The organism is Ensifer sp. GW821-FHT05G01, assembly GCF_059419585.1.
In genome coordinates, this window is the sequence record NZ_JBWKSC010000013.1 from 250,407 (window position 1) to 267,568 (window position 17,162).

Sequence of the window (17,162 nt, forward strand, 5' to 3'; positions counted from 1 at the left end):
CATGATACAGCAGGGGCAGACTTTCCAAGGACACCGGAGATGAGCCGAACGCTCATCTCCGGTGTTTCGCTTTACGCTGGGGCGAAGCTTGCAGCAAAGAGCCGATTGACGTCGTCGATGACGTCCCTCGCCCTCTCCTTGCGCAAGAGCCCCTCATTGATGCGGTCCGAAGCCGCCTGCTGGAACGGCATGTGGCCGTCGTGCCGGGGCCGCACCCATGCGGTTTCGAGCGTCTGACGGGTCGCGCGGTAGAAGTCTGATGTCGCCTCATTCACCGCATCGTCCTCCCAGGCATCGGCATGTCCCGGTTGGCCGCCGCCAATTGCATAGGCTTGGCGCTGGACTTCGCCGCTTGCGACCCAATAGGCAAAGTCGGTTGCAGCCATGGCGTTCGATGAGAACGCTGAAACGGCGATGCCCGTTCCTCCGAGTGCCGAGCCTGCGGGGCCGTTCCCGCCCGCAACCGGGATATCGCCGAACCGGACGAGCGATGGGCGGAAGCCGGCGACCGAGTAGCTGACATAGCCATAGATCAGCGGCGCGCAGACGGCCGTTGTCTCCGGTGCCGCCATGGCTTCAAGGACCGCAATGGGGTCCATCTCGAAGCAAGCCGGATCTATCAGCGCAGCAAGCTCGGAAAGCATTTCGAAGGCGACCACACCCCCATCGACATCGACAAGCTCTGCTCGACCGTCCACCCGGCAGGCGTGGCCCAGATTGCCGCAGAGCGTGTAGAAACTCATCAGCGAATGCGGCGGCCGCATCGGCAGCAGGACTTTTCCCTTCCGGGCTAGATCCAGCATATCGGACCACGTCGGGGCGCGTTCACCGAGATCCGGCTGCCAGGCCTGGACTTGTGTCGCCGCATCGATCGGGAAGGCCCACTGGCGCCCCTTCCAGGCATAGCTCGGATAGGATTGCCCGATGGAGCCGGCTGCAAGTGCTGAGCGTTCCGTCTCTCGGCCGGGCACATCGAGCGGCGAGAGGCACCCCTCATTGGTGATCTGACCTACATGCGGATGATCGATGACAATCAGGTCGTAAGCCCTTGCAAGCTCTTCGACCGGAAATGTCTCGAAATCCTGCAGCGAGCGCTTCTCCCAGTGAATAGTGACGCCCGTCTTTTCCTGCCAAAACTTAGAGCATTCCACCATCGGATCGTAGCCGCGCGGATGGCTCCAGGTCATGCCCTTGAGAACGACGCTCATAGACCGAACTCCTCACGGATCGCGGCACTGTGTTCGCCGATCCTCGGAGCGGCCCGATCGACCTGGGCTCGCCTTCCGTTGACCCTGAGGGGCGAACGCGTCGTCAGGATCGACACGTCGTCTTCCCGGTTGACGGTCTGCAACATGTCGAGCGTGCGGAAACCGTCGCTCTCCAGCAGTTCGTTCCAGTTGAGCACGCGCGCACACCAGATGTCGGCTGGCTCGAGCACGGCGAGCCAATGGTCCACAGTGCCTTCACTGATCCGCTCGGCAACCAGTGCCTTGATCTCGTCGCGTGCCGAAAACCAGGACGACGGCTCGTCGCAATAGGGCGCGAGCTGCGGCATCTCCAGGAGCTGGGCGAGTTTGGGGATCGGCGTCATCGCGATGGCGAGGTAACCGTCCTTGGCAGGATAGACGCCATATGGGGCCGAGAGATAGGCATGGGCGCTGCGGAAATCGGAGCGCTTCGGCAGCCGCCTGCCGTCGTTGAGATGCGTCGTCAGCACCTCGAACTGGAAATCGACCAGTGCTTCGAGCAGGCTCGTTTCGATGAGACTGCCCTTGCCGGAGACGCCGCGGCGGACAAGGCCGGCGAGAATCCCCTGGGCGGCGGCAGCGCCGGCCAGCATATCGCCGATGGCAAGCCCGAAAGGCACCGGCCCTTGCGCCTCGTCGCCGTTCAGCCACATGACGCCCGAGCGCGCCTGAGCCAGCAGGTCCTGGCCAGGACGTTTGACCCATGGCCCCTCTTCGCCGTATCCGCTGATCGAGGCATAGACGATACGCGGGTTGATCGCCCGCACCGCTTCGTAATCGAGCCCAAGCCGCTGGATGACGCCGGGGCGAAAATTCTGGATCAGGACGTCGGCCTTGGCGAGCAGCGCCTTCAGCGCCGCCACGTCGGCTTCGTTCTTGAGATCAATCGCCAGGCTCTCCTTGGCGCGATTGATCGCGTGGAAGATGGTGGAGTCGCCACCGATCTCGGTGTCACTCAAATAGAGACGTCGCGACAGGTCGCCTCCATCCGGGCGTTCGATCTTGATGACGCGGGCGCCGAGATCCATCAGTCGCAGGGAGCAATAGGGGCCGGAGAGAAACTGGCTCATGTCGACGACGACAAGACCGGCAAGTGGCAGTTCGTTTTCCTCGTGCATCGTCATTCTTATTTCTCTGTCTTGCCGACGAAGTCGGCCGGATTGTTGTATTTCACCGTCTGCAGATGCTCGCAGTAGAGCACCAGCTCGCCCTCGTTCTTGAACACCTGATAACTGGCCCGGATCAGGCCCAGCTCCTTGTAGCGCGGCGTTTTGTCCATGTTGGTGCGGATGGTGTAGATCGTATCGCCGAGAAACACCGGCTTGATGAAGCGCAGCTTGTCGTAGCCGTAGGAGAAGGCGTTGACACAATTGGTGGCAACAAGACCGAGACCGGCCGAAAAGACGAAAGCACCGGCCACCAGGCGGCGGCCAAAAATGCCTTCTCGTTCGGCAAACATCTGATCCTGCACATACGGGTGAATATCGACGACCAGCGTGTTGAACAGGTGGCTGTCGCTCTCCGAAATCGTCCGGCGCAGCGAGCGGATACGCTGGCCGACCGGCCAATCCTCGTAGAACCAGTTTTCAGCGTTCCACACCGGCAGGGCGGCGTGATCCTCCGGCATGTCGGCCGGGTAAGTCGTCGAGACACCAACGGTTGGCGAGAATTCACTCATGGGAAGACCCTGCACCGATTCGCGTCAGTACGGGTGGCCCGCCATCGCTGCTGGCGCCTGGGACGCGTATTTCTCGACTGTTGTCGGGCATAGTTTCCTCCATAAGTGTTCTTATCTGAAGATAATGTTCACATATGCAGGCGATTTGCAAGGCGCAATAGGTCGACCGCGATCGCAAGATGGCGGTCGACACCATGCGCCACCGAAGAGGCATGAGCGGATCCAGCCACCCACAGCCGAAGCGGACATCCCGCGCGGATCGAAAAAAGGAAGGGGCGTCTAGCGAACGCGGTTGTGAGCGGCGGAGGCGTCGCCGGACAGTTTGGCGGAGTTGGGCCCGTCTTTCGTCTTCGTCTCGTCCTTGGACGTCGCTGCGAACCAGCCGACGACGGTAAGGACGAAGAAGGCAGACCCCGCTGCAAAGATGGCGATGATCCAATGGCCGAAGCCGAGTGAAAGGCCGATAGCGCCAGCCAGCCAGAGGCTGCTGCCGGTGGTCAGGCCCTGCACGCGCCCGCGCGACAGGACGATGGTGCCCGCCGCAAGAAAGGCAACGCCCGCGGTCACCGCTTCAACGACGCGCAGCGGGTCGATCTGAACCCTCTGGTCGAAGAAGCCCTTCATGTAGACGCTTTCAAGGGAAATGATCGAGAAGGTACATGCGGCAAGGGATACAAGCATGTGCGTCTTCAGCCCGGCCGGGCGCGATTTCGCCTCACGCTCGAAACCGATAAGCGCACCCATCATCAGGGATGCGAGCATGCGCGCGAAGATGACCTGATAAGGGATGTGGGACGGGGGAAACATGTCTGCAACGATCTGATCCATGCGGAACCAACGCGAACGTGTCGCATTGGTTCCACCGGATGGCACCGCCTTCCGCCCAGTTAAGCGGCGCCTTCGAGCGGCCTGTCCCTGCCCGCTCGTTTTTGGCAAGCCTCAGCCTTAGTTGCCGAGCGCGGCGAGGGCGGCATCCAGCCGCTCCTGCGCCTTCTTCGGGTTCTTGGCGCCCTTGGCCGCGTCGAGATTGGCGGGGCTGTCGCCCACCTGGACGACACCGACCATGCCCATGCCGTAGTGCGGCGTGCATTTCACGCCATAGACACCGGGTGCAGTGAAGGTGACCTTGTAGTTTTCGTTGATCTTGCTCTTGAAGGCTTCCGCACCGTCCGGGATCATGCCCTTGATGGTTTCGACGTTATGCCCCTTGTCGGTCGGAATGAAGGTCACCGTATCGCCGGCAGCAACCTTCAGCGACGCAGGCTCAAAAACCATCGCGCCTTCCTTGCCCTTGTTGAGCATGTGCACTTCGAAATCCGCGGCGGTTGCGGGCGCTGCGATCAGCATGACCGCTACTGCGAGGCCCAATCCGCTCTTGATTGCTTTCAACATCGTCTTCTCCGTTTGACCGAGCAGCCCGTGCTTGGGTTGTTCGACGCAGTGATAGGCCCAAGGCGGCACTTGCAATTTGATGCGCGTCAAATTGCGGACGGTTTCCCGTTGCGGCGAATTGACAATACTTAGGACTCCTATATATATAATGCATGACCACGAGCACCAAAACATCGCCTGGGATTATCGACCGCATCAGCGACGGGTTCTCCCGCGTCGCGACCGCCATGCGCACCGAAGCTTGGACGGCAGCTGATGTCATCGGACTGAACCCGACGCAGCTGCAGATCCTTATCTTTCTGGTCGGTCGCGGCAAGACGGGCATGCGGGTCAAGCAGATCGCCGCCTATCTCGGCGTCAGCCAGCCGACCGCAACCGACTCGATCAACGCTCTGACGCGCAAAGGCTTTGTCGAAAAGCTTGCAGATCCTTCTGACGCGCGCGCCGTGGCGGTGGCCGCGACAGCCGAAGGTGAGGCTGCGGTGCGCAGCGCCGGCATGATTGCCTCGTCAACAGACGATGCCTTCGCCGCGCTGTCGACGCTCGAGCAGCAAGATTTGCTCCTGCATCTCGTCAAGATCATCCGCTCGTTGCAAGTGTCCGGCGCCATCCCGGAACAGCGCATGTGCGTAAACTGTCGATACTTTCAGCCGAACGTCTATCCGAATTCGAAAGAGCCCCACCATTGCGCCTTCGTCAACGCACCGTTCGGCCAGGCCGATTTGCGGATCGATTGCGGCGAATACGAAACAGCAGATCCGTCGGCCCAGGCATCTGCCTGGACAATCTTCAACCGCGGCGCGGCCTGAGGCCAAGACCAGATGCCATGAAGGACATTCGTCGCTCATCCTCTGTTTTGACCAATGCATCCGACGCTGCCACGCCCACGTCTGCAGAGGTCACCAGGACAAGCCTCTTCACCGTCGGGACCGAAAGAACTCACCGTATTCAAGCGTACTTTCAGCCTCGATGATGTCGGCGCCGGTCCGTCGACTGCCATCGGCGGACCGGCATTTTCTCCCTCCACGCGAATAGAAAGAGAAAACCATGAGCAGAATTAATCTAGTTGACCCCAAGTCGGCAACCGGCACCAGCGCCGAACTGTTGGGCAACATCCACGCGGCCTTCGGCGCGACGCCGAACATGTTCAAGGCAGTCGCCAACTCCCCGGCGGCCCTTGCCAGCATGTGGGGTTCGTTCGGCGCACTCGGCAATGGCCGGCTCGGCGCCAAGCTCGGCGAGCAGATCGCCGTTGCCGTCGCCGACCGCAATGATTGCCACTATTGCCTTGCCGCCCATACCGCACTCGGTCGCAAGGCCGGGGCCACCGCGCAGGAAATGGCCGACGCCCAGCGCGGCCACTCCAGCGACCCGAAGACGGCGGCGGTGCTCTCGTTCGCCCGGAGCCTGGTCGACAGGCGCGGCCAGGTGTCGGATGCCGACATCAAGACAGTGCGCGATAGCGGCTTCGACGATCAGGATATCGTCGAGATCATCGCACATGTCGCGCTCAATCTTTTCACCAACTACATCAACGTAGCGCTCGCCGTGCCGGTCGATTTCCCCGGCGTCAAGCTGGTGCGCGAAGCTGCCTGAGAACCCGGCGGGCAGGTCTGCCTGCCCGCCCCCTCCCAAAGGAACGGCCCCATGATCGCTGATACCCCAAATCAGGCGCCAGAACTGGAAGTCACCAGCTGGTTCAACACCACCGCGCCGCTCAACCTCGATATGCTGCGCGGACGCGTCGTCTTCATTCATGCCTTTCAGATGCTTTGCCCGGCTTGCGTCTCGCACGGGCTGCCGCAAACCCAGCGCGTGCAAAGCCTGTTTCGCGACACGGACCTTCAGGTGATCGGGCTGCACACAGTCTTTGAACACCATGCGGCGATGGGGCCGGAGGCTCTCAGGGCCTTCATCCACGAATACCGGCTGACCTTCCCGATCGGTGTCGACGCCGCAGCGGCCGATACACCGATACCGCGTACGATGCAGCGCTATGGCATGCGCGGCACGCCGACGACCATCATCATCGGCCGCGACGGTACCGTGCGCCACCATCGCTTCGGCATCGAGGACGATCTGCTCGTCGGCGCATGGCTCGCAAACGCCCTCAACGAGCCACCGGCAACAACGCGTCAGGATCTCGCAGGTTGCAGCACGGACGGCTGCACTATCCCCGGGGGGAGCTTGCGTAATTTGGAGACAGGGACACGATGACACTGAAATCGGCCGTGGTGATCAGGCACGTTCACTTCGAAGATCTCGGCACCTTTGCCGCTCCCCTTCGTCGCGCCGGCTACGACATAAAGTACCGCGATGTCGGAACAGAAGATTTTCTGAATTTCGTTCCGGACGCTCCCGACCTCCTGATTGTCCTCGGCGGGCCGATAGGTGCCTATGAGGATTTGACCTACCCGTTCCTGCAGCGGGAGGTCGAAGTCGTGCGTGCGCGCTTGAAGACAGCACGGCCGACCCTGGGCATCTGCCTTGGCGCGCAACTGATAGCCCGCGCAAGCGGCGCGAAGGTCTTTCCGACAGGCGCCAAGGAGATCGGTTTCGATCCGATCAGCCTCAACGAGGCTGGCCGTGCCTCTCCTCTTCGCCATCTGGAACGGGTGCCGATGCTGCATTGGCACGGCGATACCTACGACCTTCCCACCGGTGCAACCCTGCTGGCATCGACATCCAGGAACGTGCAACAGGCGTTCTCGATCGGCAGCAACATACTCGGGCTTCAGTTTCACCCTGAAGCGGATGCGGGAGCGGCGTTCGAACGGTGGCTTGTCGGCCACGCCTGCGAGCTGGCGGCAGCCAAGATCGATATCGGAAAACTCCGAAACGATGCGGCTGAGTTCGGAGCGACACTGGCAGTCGCCGCCGAAGCCATGATCACGGAATGGTTGGAGCAGGTGCATGCGGATTGATCGAGCAAAACCAATCCCCCTCGAGGCATTGCTCGTGGGCGACCTGACCGCGATCGACGAACGCGGAACGCAGAGCGGCATCGACAAGAGGCCGGTTACCGGACCGTTGAGCCTGTCGGCTACCGGGCTCATTGGCGATCATCAGGGCGACCTCAAGCGACATGGCGGCGTCGAAAAGGCCGTGCATCATTATCCCGGTGATCATTACCGGCTCTGGCAGTCAGAGATCGGCCCGATCTCCGTTCTCGATCACCCGGGGGCGTTCGGCGAGAACCTGTCGACCTCAGGGTTGACCGAAGATGACGTTGCCGTTGGAGATCGCTTCCGTTTGGGGAGTGCCCTTCTCGAAGTCAGCCAGGGAAGGCAGCCATGCTGGAAACTGAACAAGCGCTTTGGGCTGAACGACATGGCCCGCCGCGTCCAGCAATCCGGCCGCACCGGATGGTACTATCGGGTGATCGAGGAAGGACGCGTTTGCCCTGACGATGCCCTCATCATGGTCGAGCGCCTATACCCTGCTTGGACCATCCGTCGGCTCTGGCATTATCTGTACGTCGACACGATGAACCGGGATGCACTCCGGGAAATCGCCAATCTCGCGATATTGCCGGCAAATTGGCGCGACTATGCCAGTAAACGCTTGGCAACCCGAACTGTCGAGGATTGGACACGGCGTCTTGAAGGCCAGCAGGAAGGCTAGATGCGGCTCGCGGCTTCCTTGCGCCAGGGCCGAAATCCGCTGAGTGTCAGGCCGTCTTTGCCATGGGCCCGAACCGGAATTGACGTTCCAGCCGTTGCGCGACCCGGTCGGCAACGAAGATCGCATGCTCGTTGACCTGAGGCAGTCCCATCAGTTCGCCGAACGTGCCGCGGGCAAGCGGGCCGGCGATGAAAAGCGTGTCGTTGCCGTTTCCATCGCGGTCGGTTGCCCGGCTTTGGTCATCGCAGGCAAGACCGAGGCTGACCGCATCCAGTTGAAGGTGGCCTCCTTCTGCCAACTCCGCGAGCCAGCGCTGGCTCTTCAGGATGCTCGTGTGGGCGGGGCCGGTGGTCACGACACAAGTATCAAATTTCATCGTCTCAGCGTGGTTGGTATGGCGGTGGCGGATCTCGGCGATGATGGTCTCGCCCTGCTTGCTTATCTCCTTCACCAGTCCGCCAATGACCCTGATGTCACCGTGTTCAAGCCCTTGCGCAATCACCGCGTCGATCTGCGGCGCGACACGGAATCGGTGCACGTCCCAATAGACGCGCAGGTGACGGACGAGTCGCCTCCGCTCCGCAACAGGCAGCGCGTTCCAGATGTCGCCCCCCTGGGCGCGCAAAGCATCGAAGACGGCGTGCCAGCTTCGCCCTTCCGCCGGGACCTGCTGCAGCGCAAGGCGTACCCGGCGCAACAGTGTCCGCGCCGTTCGCGAAGGGTCGGCAACGAAATCCCCGAATGGTTCCTGAGCCGTCGTCGCGTGCCCCCTCGAGCGTAGCCCCCTGCGAGATACGGCAGTGATCGTCCCACGGTGCCCGCTGCGGCGCAGGGAAGCGATGACATCGGCCGCAGTCAGCCCGTTGCCGATGATGAGGACGCGATCATCCGCGCGGATCACCGACAGGGCGCCTGACGATGTCGAATCGGGAACGAAGCGCGGATGGCCCGCAAGCGCCCTGGAAATATGCTGAGGCGGGCATGGCGCCGGATGGGTCGTGGCAATGATGGCGATGTCGGCCAGAACCTCTGTACCTCCGTCCGCCTTCATGTGCCACCGATCCCCCGTCCTGGCGATCTGGACCACCCGTTCACCGCAGTGGTGGACCTGCCCGCTTGCAAGAAGCGGAGCGATAAAGTCGCCCACATAACGGCCGAAGACGGTACGTCGCGGGTAGAGGTTTCCGTCGGCTGCCAGAGCATCCGGATCGTCGCGAGGTTCTCCCTCGGCCGCAAGCCACCGCAGGAAATCATCCGGATCGTCCGTCAGCAGGCTCATCCGCGCAGCCGGTACGTTGACGCGGTGGGCCGGGTCCGACGTGTCGTAGGCAAGGCCGGCCCCAAGCCGCGACCTCGGTTCGAAGACGAAGACGTCGGCCGCGTGTTCGGGCATGTTCCTGGCGAGATGGGCTGCCAGCACCGCACCGGTGAACCCCCCGCCAATGATTGCGACAACCGGTCGGCGGGATAGGCGCGTCACGATTGAGAGACCTTGAGCTTCGGCCTGTGGTCGCCGGCGATGGTCTCACCGAACGGGCCGGTGTTGATAGACGTTTCTCGCGCAGGGACCGAATGGTTAAGCGGCAGGTTCGGCAGCACGAGTTCGCCGAAGCGATAGGCCTCCTCCAGATGCGGGTAGCCGGACATGATGAAAGTATCGATGCCAATCTCGCGGTATTCTTCCATCCGCGCCTTGACCTGATCCGGGTCACCGACGAGTGCGGTGCCAGCGCCGCCGCGCACGAGACCGACGCCGGCCCAAAGATTGGGCGCCACCTCAAGCTTGTCGCGCCGGCCGCCATGCAACCGGCTCATGCGGCTTTGACCTACCGAATCCATGCGCTCGAACACCTTTTGTGCCGCGGCGATCGTTTCGTCATCAACATATTGTATCAGCTCATCAGCCGCCTGCCACGCTTCCTTTGCCGTCTCGCGGACGATCACATGCAACCGGATGCCGAATGTAACCTCTCTGCCTTCGGCATCGGCCAGCGCGCGCACCTCGGCGATCTTCTTGGCGACATCCTCCGGCGGCTCTCCCCATGTCAGGTATTTGTCGATCGTCCTGGCCGCCACCTCCTGGCCCTTGCCCGATGAACCGCCGAAATAGAGCGGCGGATGCGGTTGTTGCACCGACCGAAACAGCAGCTTGCCACCTTCGACGTCGAAATGCTTTCCCTTGAAAGTGACGTCTTCTCCACGAAGCACGGATTTGTAGACGTTCAGAAATTCCTCGGTGACCTCGTAGCGCTCGGCATGAGAGAGATGGATGCCGTCACCCTTGTTTTCCGTCGGGTCGCCGCCGGTCACCACGTTGATGAGCAGCCGCCCCTCGGAAAGCCGGTCGAGTGTGGCTGTCATCCGGGCAGCCAGCGTCGGCGACAACAGGCCGGGTCGCACCGCGATCAAGAAGCGCAGCTTCGCGGTCAAGGGCGCGAGCGCCGACGCCACCACCCAGCTGTCCTCGCAACTGCGGCCAGTGGGTATCAATACGCCGTAATAGCCGAGTGAATCGGCGGCCTGGGCGACCTGCTTGAGGTAGTTCAGGTCGACATTGCGCCCTCCCCGCGTCGTGCCGAGATAGCGGCTGTCGCCGTGGGTGGGCAGGAACCAGAGAACGTTGATTTTGTCAGGCGTGTTGCCCATGCGAATTCTCCTCGGACGCGATCTGTGGCGGACGGCAACAGGGCCGGCAGCTCGAAAATGATAAACTCTATAAAATTTATTGACAATGAAAAATCAGGCGATCATTTTTGAGTGGAGGAAAAATTTTTCCCGGATTGCGCATTGCCGACCGGGAAGCAGGTGAAATTTTTCGAGGATATTGCCATGAACATCGCTCTTGCCGCTTCCCCCGCATTCACGACATCCAGTCATGCCGCCGACCGTCCCTCCCCGGTCACGGCTAACGAACTGAAGTCGGCAATGCGCAATCTTTCAGGTGGCGTCTCGGTCATCACCGCCGGCGTCGGCGACGACCGAACCGGCGCGACGGTCACGTCGGCAACGGCCCTGTCGGTCGACCCACCGACGATGATCGTCAACATCAACCGGACGTCGTCCACCTGGCCGGTTATCGAACGCTACCGTCATTTCTGCGTCAACATTCTCGCAAGCGAGCAGCAGCACGTCGCCGAAAGGTTCGCCGGCTTCGGCGGCCTCAAAGGCTCGGCGCGCTACGACGGCGCGCACTGGCGGACCCTCGTCAGCGGTGCTTCTGTCCTTCACGGTGCGCTCGCTGCTATCGATTGCGAAGTCGAGGAAGTCATCGAGCGCCATAGCCACGCGATCATTCTGGGAAGGGTCCTGGCGATTACCTCCGGCGCCGGCGAACCGGTGCTTTACCATGGCGGCCGTTACGGCAGCTTTCAGCCATAACCGCAAGCATCGGCCCAACTTGGGCACAGACGACGTGCAAGTGGCCGAAGTTTGGAATGGCGTCATACCCCGTCGAGCAAACGGGGTATTTTATATCTCCATAAAATCCATGGGTTTTGAGACTATCATTGCAGGCTCCACGACGGGGCCATCGGCAAACCGTTGAGGAGCACGGCAATGACAATCGCAAGACGCACCCTTTTGGTCTCAACCGCGGCGCTGTTGCTGGCGACACAGGGACTGTTCGCAGCACATGCCGCCGACACCACGCTGACCATCGGCTATCAGCCGATCGTCGAGCCGTCGCGCGTGCCACAGGCCGATGGAACCTATGAAAAGGTGACTGGCGCAAAGATCAACTGGCAGAAGTTCGATGGCGGTGCGGATGTCATCGCAGCCCTTGCATCCGGCTCGATCGATATCGGCTATGTCGGCTCGTCGCCGCTGGCGGCTGCTGCCAGCCGTGAGTTGCCGTTCGAAACCATCTTCGTGGTCGGCCTCATCAGCGAGGCGGAGGCTCTGGCGGTCAAGGGCATCAGCAAGCCGGAGGAACTTGCCGGCAAGAAGATCGCAACTCCCTTCGTGTCGACTGCGCACTACAGCCTGTTGACGGCACTGAAGCATTGGAACGTCGATCCGAAGTCCGTCGAAATCCTCAACCTGCGACCGCCGGAAATCGCCGCAGCCTGGACGCGCGGCGACATTGACGGCGCCTATGTCTGGGATCCGGTTCTGTCCGAAATCAAGAAGACATCGACAGTGCTCGCCACCTCCGCCGACGTCGCCAAGTGGGGTGGCCCGACCTTCGATGCCTGGATCGTCAGCAAGAAATTCGCCGAGGCGCATCCTGATATCGTGACCGGGTTCGTCAAGGTGACCGGTGACGCCTATGCCGATTACCGAGCAAAGCCGGATGCGTGGAACGCAACCTCGACCCAGGCGGAAAAAATCGCTCGGTTGACGGGTGCCAAACAGGAGGACGTGCCGGCCTTGCTGAAGGGATATTATTTCCCGTCCCTCGAGGAGCAGGCCGGTGCCGATCTCCTCGGCGGCGCAACCGCCAAGGCGGTCGCCGAAACGTCGGCCTTCCTGCTCGAACAGGGAAAGATCCCCGCGGTTCTTGCCGATTACGGTCCTTACGTCTCGGCGCGCTGGGCACAGGAAGCAGCCAAGCTCTCGTTCTGAGCGACTGGATTAGCAATCAAGGGGCTGGCGGAGCGCCTGCAGGCAAACCGCCGGTCCGCCCATCGATCCACGTCTGAGAGTAAGAGGACTGCACAATGTCGGTGCTTGGGCTTGAAAATGTCTCGCTGCGCTATGCACCTGGCGATGGTCGGTCGCAGGCACCGCTGGTTCTGGACCGGATCAACCTGGAGATTGCCGGCGACGACTTCGTCGTGGTGATCGGCAGGTCCGGTTCGGGCAAAACCAGCCTGCTCAACCTTGCAGCGGGTTTCCTGGCGCCATGCAGTGGCCGGATCACGCTTGATGGGCAGAAGTTATCCGGACCGGGCTCGGACCGGGCGGTCGTCTTTCAGGACGACGCGCTTTATCCATGGCTGACGGCGATTGAAAATGTCGCTTTCCCGCTGCGCCTGCGCGGCGTCGGCAGGGACCAACGGCTGAAGGAGGCGCGCGCTCTGCTCGAACGTGTCGGCCTGCCGGATGCGGCCGACCGCAACGTCTGGGAGCTTTCCGGCGGCATGCGCCAACGTGTCGGCATTGCGAGAGCCTTGGCCTCGCATCCGCGGTTCCTGTTGTTGGACGAGCCACTCGGCGCCCTCGATGCACTGACGCGGGTGCGCATGCAGGGATTTCTCCTGGACATGTGGCAGGCGAGCCGTGCCGGCGCGCTACTGATCACGCACAGCATCGATGAAGCCTTGATGCTGGCAACACGCGTCATCGTACTCAATGCCAACCCCGGCCGGATCGCAAGGGTGATCCCGGTGAACTTCGCGCGGGACTATCTCGCCGGCGTACCGCAATCCGAGCTGCGCGCCTCTGCCGAATTCCGGCGGCTGCACGATGGCTTGACCGGTCTCATTCATTCAGAAGACGAAGGTGTTGCAGCATGACCCTTTCCCTGGAGACGGCGTCGATCGACAACGAACCAACGGGTGAAACGGATACCGGGCGACCAGCACGGCCGCGGCCCGTTCTCTGGATCTCAGCAGCGACGATTGCCGCGCTTGTCGGCCTTTGGAGCCTCGTCTCGTTTTACGGGCTGGTGCCGCCGCTGTTCCTGCCCTCGCCGCTTGCAGTGCTTCGCGCACTGAGCGGGCTGGCGACGACGGGATTTGTCGATGCGACGCTGGTGCAGCATGTCGCCGCCAGCCTTTCGCGCATCTTCGGTGCTCTTGCCGCTGCCCTTATCCTTGGCGTGCCCGCGGGTCTGGCGATCGGAACCAGCCGTTGGGGCAAAGGCATCCTCGATCCGATCGTGGAATTTCTCCGCCCGCTGCCGCCGCTTGCCTATCTGCCGCTGGTCATCATCTGGCTCGGGATCGGTGAAGCCTCGAAGATCGCCGTAATCGCACTGGCAATGTTGCCTCCGATCATTCTGTCGACGGCATCAGGCGTCAAATCCGCATCTGCTGACCACATCAATGCCGCGCGCGCCTTCGGTGCATCGCGACGGCAACTGCTAGCGCATGTCATCCTGCCTGGCGCGCTGCCGTCCATTCTCACCGGTACGCGGATTGCGCTCGGCGCCGGCTGGTCGACGCTGGTTGCCGCCGAGCTTGTGGCCGCGACACGCGGCCTCGGCTTCATGATCCAGTCCGCGGCACAGTTCCTCGTCACCGACATCGTCATTGCCGGCATTGTGGTGATCGCGCTCGTTGCCTTCCTGTTCGAAGTCATTGCGCGGTGGATGGAGCGGCGGCTGGTTCCATGGTCAAACCGCCGCTGACGGTCGGTCATCGTCGTCCCTATGCGGACTTCTGGGTCACGCGGCGACGCGTTGCGATCAACCGTGCCGCAGCATAGGTTTGCGTCACGATCTCCGGGACCAGATCGATATCGGGCAGGCTGCCGAGACCCAAAGGGCCGACCGCGTAGAGGTTGGCGGTCGGATGACCTTCCGCAAGCACCTCGCCCGCAGGGCTGACCGCGAGGCCGAGCCCGAGTTCGTCCGGCTCTGCCAGGCCACCGGCAAAGAGGTTCTGGATGACCGGAGCCTTGAGATCCGGCGCAGAACAGCGGCAATCGATGACCTGATCCGCCTCCAACAGCTCTTCCTGTGTGACCCCTGCCCAACGAACCATCAATCCGTCCGACCGTCGACGCCCTGCCCAGCCCTTGCGCACGACGGTGCGGCCATCGGTCAATTCCTGCTGCAGTCGCAGATGCAAGGGTGCCGGCAGGCGATTGCGGTGGCTGTCGTAGATCGAGCGCAGATGGCGGTTGAACTGTCGCTTCTCGTGTTCCGGCAAGGATTGCCATAATGAACGCGCGCGGCGCCTGAGCCCGTTCATCGCCGCCTGCCAGCCAAGGCCGTTGGCTTCGGCGTCGGCGCAAGCGTGGCGGACGAAGGGGACGATATCGCGAAGCCTTGTCGGCATCGGATCGACGGGGAACGTGGGTGCTGCCGCCAGCCTCGTGTGCGCCTGCGGCAGGAACCCATGGCGAGAAACAATGGTGATTTCGCCGGCATAGCCGCTATCGCGCATTTGCAGCAGACGATCGACGACGCGCACGCCACTGCCAAGCAGCACCGCATGACGTGGCACGACCAGGCGTCGCGCTCTCACCAGCGGGCGCTCCTCATCCGCGACTTCCATTTCCAGGGCGCGGATACCGAACCCGGTTGCAAGCACGGCTATATCGCATTCTATCGAGCCTTCCTCCTGCAGGACGAGAAAGCGTCCCGACGGCAGTTTCCGCAGTCCGAGCACCGCCTGGCAGGAGAGCTGCATCGAAATATCCGGCCGTCGCGTCAACGCTTCGGAAAAGCGCTGGTAGACATAATCGCTGAAAATGCTCTTCGGTACGAAGATCTGCTGGAACCCGGGAATGGCTGCGGAAACGGCGGAGCGGAAATCCTGATTTGCGCAAAGCCATTCGTTGAAATCCTCAGGCTGCCCGGCAGCAACCGAAAGATCCCGGACGCGGCTGTTGAGGATCTCGCCACTCTGGGCGGCGGCCATCACCTGTCCGCCGCTGATCGTCGGTTGCGGGTCGAAGAGATGGACATGAAATGCCGTTCGTACCGACTTCATCAGCGCGATCGCCATCATGATCCCCGAGAAGCCCCGGCCGATTATGGCGATGCGCGGTTTTGCCTGCGAACCGTCATTATCTGGCGAAATCTTGGCAAACAATCCGTGGACAGTCATGTGAGCTCCCTTGTTGCCTGACTGTGATCAGCCGGCAAAGTTTGAAACGCATGGCTGTTCCGATCCCGAACACGGACCGGACCTTGGGGTATCGCCCTGCACCGCGATCGGCCGCTGCGCTGGCGCATATCTGCAGTGTCGGGGATGGAGCCGCCAGCCGCATGGGCCGGCGAGGAGGTATCCGTTGTTCTGGCTGGCCTGGCACCTTGGCACATGGTCATCCCTATACGGGATACTCTATAAAGTTTATGCGCTATTAGAGCGCGAAAACGGAGCTACATCAAGCCCTTTGTGCACACCTCCCTTTCGAGCCGGCGGGCACGGGGTGACGCGCTCACCTCTCTACCGCCCCGCGGCAGCGCTGACCTCCCGCTTCTCACCGGCCTGAACAGCATTCACCGAGGGCTGCTCGCGCCGCGCAATGCCGTTCAAGACCGTCAGCAGGTCATAACCTCGCTGCCAGCGACCGAACCCACTGGCAACATTGATGTGGCCGGCATGACCGAGATCGACGAGGCGGCTCCCCCAGCGGGTGGACACGTGCCGCAGCCGGTCGAAAGACATATAGGGGTCGTTGAGGCTGCCGACGATCAGGCTCGGAAACGGCAGCGGCTGCTCCGGCATGGCACCGAACTCGATCGCGCCGGGATGAAGCCGCTCAGTCACATCGAGGTCGCATGGCGCCACGAGAAGCGCGCTTCTGATATGACGCGCCAGCGGTCTTCGCGCCAGGCTGGCAACGAGAATACAGCCCAGACTGTGCGCGACAAGATCCACGACACCGTGTCGAACTATGGCTCGCTCCAATGCGTCGCGCCATCTCGCGAGTACCGGGTGGTCCCAATCGTCCTGCTCAACGAGGGTGGCCTGCTGCTGGTCGTCCAGCCAGTGACGTTGCCAATGCCCCGCACCTGAGCCGAACAGGCCCGGAATAATCAAGGTTTTTGCCATGGTATCAGCCTCTTGCGAATGGGCAAAAGTGACGGCACGCCCACCGACTGTTGGTCAAACAGTTCACGAGACGATTATGCGAAGGTGAATGGCACGATGTAAGCAAGGAATGTTCAATATCTATAATTTCTATAGCATAACTTTCTTCCACCTCAAATCACGTCACCGAGAACGCCGTATCGGCCGCGGAACAATGCTTGAGGCAGAGTGTTTCCTTTGACGCGTTTCTCAGCGAAATCAGTTTCGTTTTGAGGCCTCTTGCAGTCAAAAAATTGCGTTGTTGGTGCCCGCGAAATTGATAGTTTGGGCTGACGGCTTCGACGGCAAACGCTATCGAGGTTTTGGGGAATGGTGCTGTGTTCGGCCAACTCAACAAGCCGAGCGAGAAAGCTGCTTCGACGGCGACATTGTGGGGTCTGGTTCGAGCTCAACGGGGAGATCGATAGGCTGGCTGAATTCAGCTTGATCGATCTCGTAATGGGAGCGCCTGGGTTTTCCTGAGGCGCATGGAAGAGGTGAGCTGGATTTGAGAGAGCATGGCCACAAGAGCCG

General features: G+C 61.7%; 18 protein-coding genes. 9 read left to right on the forward strand and 9 right to left on the reverse strand.

What is annotated here, in order from left to right; genetic code table 11:
* Positions 1-71: 71 nt before the first annotated feature.
* From AC07UR_RS27480 to AC07UR_RS27500, 5 genes are all read right to left on the reverse strand, one after another.
* The gene (locus AC07UR_RS27480; protein WP_209789920.1) at positions 72-1,208 is read right to left on the reverse strand and encodes an ABC transporter substrate-binding protein; all 1,137 of its coding nucleotides are present in this window, start codon (positions 1,206-1,208) and stop codon (positions 72-74) included.
* Positions 1,205-2,365 carry a CaiB/BaiF CoA transferase family protein gene (locus AC07UR_RS27485; RefSeq protein ID WP_209790269.1) on the reverse strand — a complete coding sequence of 387 codons (1,161 nt, stop codon included), beginning with the start codon at positions 2,363-2,365 and terminating at the stop codon, positions 1,205-1,207. The genes AC07UR_RS27480 and AC07UR_RS27485 overlap by 4 nt, the downstream gene beginning before the upstream one ends.
* 8 nt (positions 2,366-2,373) lie before the next feature.
* The gene (locus tag AC07UR_RS27490; RefSeq protein ID WP_173421984.1) at positions 2,374-2,925 is read right to left on the reverse strand and encodes a MaoC family dehydratase; all 552 of its coding nucleotides are present in this window, start codon (positions 2,923-2,925) and stop codon (positions 2,374-2,376) included.
* 279 nt (positions 2,926-3,204) lie between these two features.
* Positions 3,205-3,753 (reverse strand): MgtC/SapB family protein, encoded by a 549-nt coding sequence (locus AC07UR_RS27495; protein ID WP_209789921.1) that lies wholly within the window; start codon positions 3,751-3,753, stop codon positions 3,205-3,207.
* A 117-nt stretch (positions 3,754-3,870) separates the two neighbouring features.
* Complete coding sequence (locus tag AC07UR_RS27500; RefSeq protein ID WP_234941794.1) at positions 3,871-4,272, reverse strand: pseudoazurin; 402 nt, start codon at positions 4,270-4,272, stop codon at positions 3,871-3,873.
* A gap of 197 nt (positions 4,273-4,469) precedes the next feature.
* Between AC07UR_RS27500 and AC07UR_RS27505 the strand changes: the two genes are divergently transcribed.
* The 5 genes from AC07UR_RS27505 (at position 4,470) to AC07UR_RS27525 (ending at position 7,941) form a co-directional block, all read left to right on the forward strand.
* Positions 4,470-5,126, forward strand: coding sequence for a MarR family winged helix-turn-helix transcriptional regulator (locus tag AC07UR_RS27505; RefSeq protein ID WP_209789923.1), 657 nt, complete (start codon positions 4,470-4,472; stop codon positions 5,124-5,126).
* A gap of 238 nt (positions 5,127-5,364) precedes the next feature.
* Complete coding sequence (locus AC07UR_RS27510; RefSeq protein WP_173421980.1) at positions 5,365-5,913, forward strand: carboxymuconolactone decarboxylase family protein; 549 nt, start codon at positions 5,365-5,367, stop codon at positions 5,911-5,913.
* 51 nt (positions 5,914-5,964) lie between these two features.
* Entirely contained in the window at positions 5,965-6,534 is a 570-nt protein-coding gene (locus tag AC07UR_RS27515) for a redoxin domain-containing protein (RefSeq protein WP_494700216.1), read from the forward strand.
* Entirely contained in the window at positions 6,531-7,241 is a 711-nt protein-coding gene (locus AC07UR_RS27520; RefSeq protein WP_209789925.1) for a glutamine amidotransferase, read from the forward strand. The genes AC07UR_RS27515 and AC07UR_RS27520 overlap by 4 nt, the downstream gene beginning before the upstream one ends.
* The gene (locus AC07UR_RS27525) at positions 7,231-7,941 is read left to right on the forward strand and encodes an MOSC domain-containing protein (protein WP_209789926.1); all 711 of its coding nucleotides are present in this window, start codon (positions 7,231-7,233) and stop codon (positions 7,939-7,941) included. Before AC07UR_RS27520 ends, AC07UR_RS27525 begins: the two co-directional genes overlap by 11 nt.
* Positions 7,942-7,987: 46 nt before the next feature.
* On the opposite strand, the gene AC07UR_RS27530 is transcribed toward AC07UR_RS27525, so the two are convergent.
* On the reverse strand, positions 7,988-9,421 hold the full coding sequence (locus tag AC07UR_RS27530) for an FAD/NAD(P)-binding protein (protein ID WP_327795837.1): 1,434 nt from the start codon (positions 9,419-9,421) through the stop codon (positions 7,988-7,990).
* Positions 9,418-10,587 (reverse strand): FMNH2-dependent alkanesulfonate monooxygenase, encoded by a 1,170-nt coding sequence (gene ssuD, locus AC07UR_RS27535; protein ID WP_209789927.1) that lies wholly within the window; start codon positions 10,585-10,587, stop codon positions 9,418-9,420. Before ssuD ends, AC07UR_RS27530 begins: the two co-directional genes overlap by 4 nt.
* A 183-nt stretch (positions 10,588-10,770) precedes the next feature.
* On the opposite strand from ssuD, the gene AC07UR_RS27540 reads away from it, so the two are divergent.
* From AC07UR_RS27540 to AC07UR_RS27555, 4 genes are all read left to right on the forward strand, one after another.
* Positions 10,771-11,319, forward strand: a complete 549-nt coding sequence (locus AC07UR_RS27540) for a flavin reductase family protein (protein ID WP_173421976.1) — start codon at positions 10,771-10,773, stop codon at positions 11,317-11,319.
* A 177-nt stretch (positions 11,320-11,496) separates the two neighbouring features.
* On the forward strand, positions 11,497-12,504 hold the full coding sequence (tauA, locus tag AC07UR_RS27545) for a taurine ABC transporter substrate-binding protein (protein ID WP_173421975.1): 1,008 nt from the start codon (positions 11,497-11,499) through the stop codon (positions 12,502-12,504).
* Positions 12,505-12,599: 95 nt separating this feature from the next.
* On the forward strand, positions 12,600-13,397 hold the full coding sequence (locus AC07UR_RS27550) for a taurine ABC transporter ATP-binding protein (RefSeq protein ID WP_209789928.1): 798 nt from the start codon (positions 12,600-12,602) through the stop codon (positions 13,395-13,397).
* Positions 13,394-14,233, forward strand: a complete 840-nt coding sequence (locus AC07UR_RS27555; RefSeq protein ID WP_209789929.1) for an ABC transporter permease subunit — start codon at positions 13,394-13,396, stop codon at positions 14,231-14,233. The genes AC07UR_RS27550 and AC07UR_RS27555 overlap by 4 nt, the downstream gene beginning before the upstream one ends.
* Positions 14,234-14,252: 19 nt before the next feature.
* On the opposite strand, the gene AC07UR_RS27560 is transcribed toward AC07UR_RS27555, so the two are convergent.
* Both AC07UR_RS27560 and AC07UR_RS27565 read right to left on the reverse strand, forming a co-directional pair.
* Complete coding sequence (locus tag AC07UR_RS27560; protein ID WP_173421972.1) at positions 14,253-15,659, reverse strand: FAD/NAD(P)-binding protein; 1,407 nt, start codon at positions 15,657-15,659, stop codon at positions 14,253-14,255.
* A 342-nt stretch (positions 15,660-16,001) separates the two neighbouring features.
* A complete protein-coding gene (locus tag AC07UR_RS27565; RefSeq protein ID WP_209789930.1) occupies positions 16,002-16,610 on the reverse strand; it encodes an RBBP9/YdeN family alpha/beta hydrolase in 609 nt (202 codons plus the stop codon).
* Positions 16,611-17,162: the final 552 nt, after the last annotated feature.

Coding starts and splice junctions, on each gene's coding strand:
- AC07UR_RS27525 (WP_209789926.1), top strand. CDS start 7,231: ATGCGGATTGATCGAGCAAAACCAATCCCCCTCGAGGCATTGCTCGTG.
- AC07UR_RS27505 (WP_209789923.1), top strand. CDS start 4,470: ATGACCACGAGCACCAAAACATCGCCTGGGATTATCGACCGCATCAGC.
- AC07UR_RS27565 (WP_209789930.1), bottom strand. CDS start 16,610: ATGGCAAAAACCTTGATTATTCCGGGCCTGTTCGGCTCAGGTGCGGGG.
- AC07UR_RS27500 (WP_234941794.1), bottom strand. CDS start 4,272: ATGCTGATCGCAGCGCCCGCAACCGCCGCGGATTTCGAAGTGCACATG.
- AC07UR_RS27560 (WP_173421972.1), bottom strand. CDS start 15,659: ATGACTGTCCACGGATTGTTTGCCAAGATTTCGCCAGATAATGACGGT.
- AC07UR_RS27485 (WP_209790269.1), bottom strand. CDS start 2,365: ATGCACGAGGAAAACGAACTGCCACTTGCCGGTCTTGTCGTCGTCGAC.
- ssuD (WP_209789927.1), bottom strand. CDS start 10,587: ATGGGCAACACGCCTGACAAAATCAACGTTCTCTGGTTCCTGCCCACC.
- AC07UR_RS27520 (WP_209789925.1), top strand. CDS start 6,531: ATGACACTGAAATCGGCCGTGGTGATCAGGCACGTTCACTTCGAAGAT.
- AC07UR_RS27490 (WP_173421984.1), bottom strand. CDS start 2,925: ATGAGTGAATTCTCGCCAACCGTTGGTGTCTCGACGACTTACCCGGCC.
- AC07UR_RS27555 (WP_209789929.1), top strand. CDS start 13,394: ATGACCCTTTCCCTGGAGACGGCGTCGATCGACAACGAACCAACGGGT.
- AC07UR_RS27515 (WP_494700216.1), top strand. CDS start 5,965: ATGATCGCTGATACCCCAAATCAGGCGCCAGAACTGGAAGTCACCAGC.
- AC07UR_RS27550 (WP_209789928.1), top strand. CDS start 12,600: ATGTCGGTGCTTGGGCTTGAAAATGTCTCGCTGCGCTATGCACCTGGC.
- AC07UR_RS27510 (WP_173421980.1), top strand. CDS start 5,365: ATGAGCAGAATTAATCTAGTTGACCCCAAGTCGGCAACCGGCACCAGC.
- AC07UR_RS27540 (WP_173421976.1), top strand. CDS start 10,771: ATGAACATCGCTCTTGCCGCTTCCCCCGCATTCACGACATCCAGTCAT.
- tauA (WP_173421975.1), top strand. CDS start 11,497: ATGACAATCGCAAGACGCACCCTTTTGGTCTCAACCGCGGCGCTGTTG.
- AC07UR_RS27480 (WP_209789920.1), bottom strand. CDS start 1,208: ATGAGCGTCGTTCTCAAGGGCATGACCTGGAGCCATCCGCGCGGCTAC.
- AC07UR_RS27495 (WP_209789921.1), bottom strand. CDS start 3,753: ATGGATCAGATCGTTGCAGACATGTTTCCCCCGTCCCACATCCCTTAT.